The 1843-nt window shown below is 69.2% G+C and carries 2 protein-coding genes and 1 pseudogene; 2 read left to right on the top strand and 1 reads right to left on the bottom strand.

The annotated features are described in order from the left end of the window. Positions 1-577: hypothetical protein (locus Q0L15_RS10255; protein WP_296604119.1), on the bottom strand; the 577-nt coding region annotated here is incomplete at its 3' end. A 171-nt stretch (positions 578-748) separates the two neighbouring features. On the opposite strand from Q0L15_RS10255, the gene rpsO reads away from it, so the two are divergent. Both rpsO and Q0L15_RS10245 read left to right on the top strand, forming a co-directional pair. Further along, entirely contained in the window at positions 749-1024 is a 276-nt protein-coding gene (gene rpsO, locus Q0L15_RS10250) for a 30S ribosomal protein S15 (RefSeq protein WP_090852529.1), read from the top strand. Positions 1025-1479: 455 nt separating this feature from the next. Continuing rightward, a pseudogene (locus Q0L15_RS10245) lies at positions 1480-1843 on the top strand (polyribonucleotide nucleotidyltransferase); the annotation flags it as partial.

Genomic DNA, 1843 nt, shown 5'->3' with positions numbered 1-1843 from the left:
GGTGCCCGGGCTTGGAGGTGTGGTAGAAGATCCCGCTGCCCTTGCCGGGCACGGGGCGCGGGCCGACGCCCGGCCGCAGCCGCACGTGGTTGTAGTCCACCACCCAGCCCGAGCGCATCGAGGGCCGGTCGCCGCTGGTGACCCCCGCGACCTCCAACCAGGTGTTGTAGTTCGGCCCCGCCGCTGCCGAGACCACCGAGGTCGGCCGACGTCGCTTCCACGGCATGTCGCCGGGGTTGGTCCTGCCGGTCGTGAACGTGACCTTGATCCGGTAGACCCCCACGGGGGAGCGGTAGTCGCCCTCCCGCTGCTTGCCCCAGCCGCGGCTGCCGATCGTCGAGCGGAACTCGCGGACCTGGGTCCAGGCGCCGTCCGCGTCGCGCTCCCAGGCCTGGGTGACCGTGCACCACACCCGTCGGCAGAACTCGTGGCTGGACACGGTCCGCACCACCTGGCTGGTCGCGTCGGGCAGCAGCGCGGCCCACGAGGGCGTCGCTGCCTGAACGGGGACCCGCACCGAGGCGAGTACCGTGACGGACAGGACCAGGGCGAGGAGCGATCCGAGTCGGCGTACCACCGCTCGATGATCACACACGGATTCGGTGGCCAGCCCGCCTCCGCGCTAGAGTTCTCAGGTTGCCTCCAGGGGCGACACGCCGTCCAACGGCCGCGGAACCAGAGTGCCCGGGTGAACAGGCCCCGGCGCGCCGCGCAACGACAGAGCCCGCGAGGGCCGGAAGGAGCCCGCATGTCGATCGGTACCGACGCGGAGACCAAGAAGAAGATCATCGCCGAGTACGCCACGACCGAGGGCGACACCGGCTCGCCCGAGGTGCAGATCGCGCTGCTCAGCCACCGCATCAGCCACCTCACCGAGCACCTCAAGACGCACAAGCACGACCACCACAGCCGTCGTGGTCTGCTGCTGCTCGTCGGCCAGCGTCGCCGCCTGCTCAACTACCTGCAGAAGACCGAGATCGCTCGCTACCGCTCTATCGTCGAGCGTCTGGGCCTCCGTCGCTGACTCGCTGCTCCTGCGGAGCGTCCGCTGCGTTGTCGGCCCTTGACGGCCCGCTCCGCTCCAAGGCCGCCTTCGGGCCTCCGCCTTGCGGCCGCACACGCAGGAGCACCGAGACGTGCGACGCCCTCGGACCACCCGCGCTGGACGCCGCCCCTCTGGAGCGGCGTCCAGCGCGGTTCTGCATATCGGGCCGATCCCGATAGTGTCGGAACAGACTTCGTTTCCCGAAGACGCACGAACACCTAACTGAACACCTGCAAACCAGGAGCGACCCGCACGTTCTGGCCCGGTCCTCGGTAGTGGCTCTCACGATCCGCGTCTCTCACGAGGAGAGCCGGATCTGCGGGCCTCGATCGAAGACCGGCCCCTCATGGCGGATCTCCCTTCCGATCATCGGAAGGACTCCCGCCAGGAGGCGGGACGCCGCGGCTCGCTCCGCGAAGCAAAGGGACGAACCCTTGACTGAAGCACATTCCAACGAGCCCGTGATCTCCGCCGTCGAGACGGTTCTCGACAACGGCAAGTTCGGCCAGCGCACCGTGAAGTTCGAGACCGGACTCCTCGCCCGCCAGGCCGCCGGCTCCGTCACCGCCTACCTCGACGACGAGACGATGCTGCTCTCGGCCACCACGGCCGGCAAGCACCCCAAGGACCACTTCGACTTCTTCCCCCTGACGATCGACGTCGAGGAGCGGATGTACGCCGTGGGCCAGATCCCCGGCTCGTTCTTCCGCAGCGAGGGTCGTCCGGGCGAGGACGCGATCCTCACCTGCCGCCTCATCGACCGCCCGCTGCGCCCGACCTTCAAGAAGGGTCTGCGCA

It is taken from the genome of Nocardioides sp. (assembly GCF_024509035.1).
Taxonomy (GTDB): Bacteria; Actinomycetota; Actinomycetes; order Propionibacteriales; family Nocardioidaceae; genus Nocardioides.
Note: the sequence above shows the minus strand (reverse complement) of the source record. Positions and strands in the feature narration are given on the sequence as shown.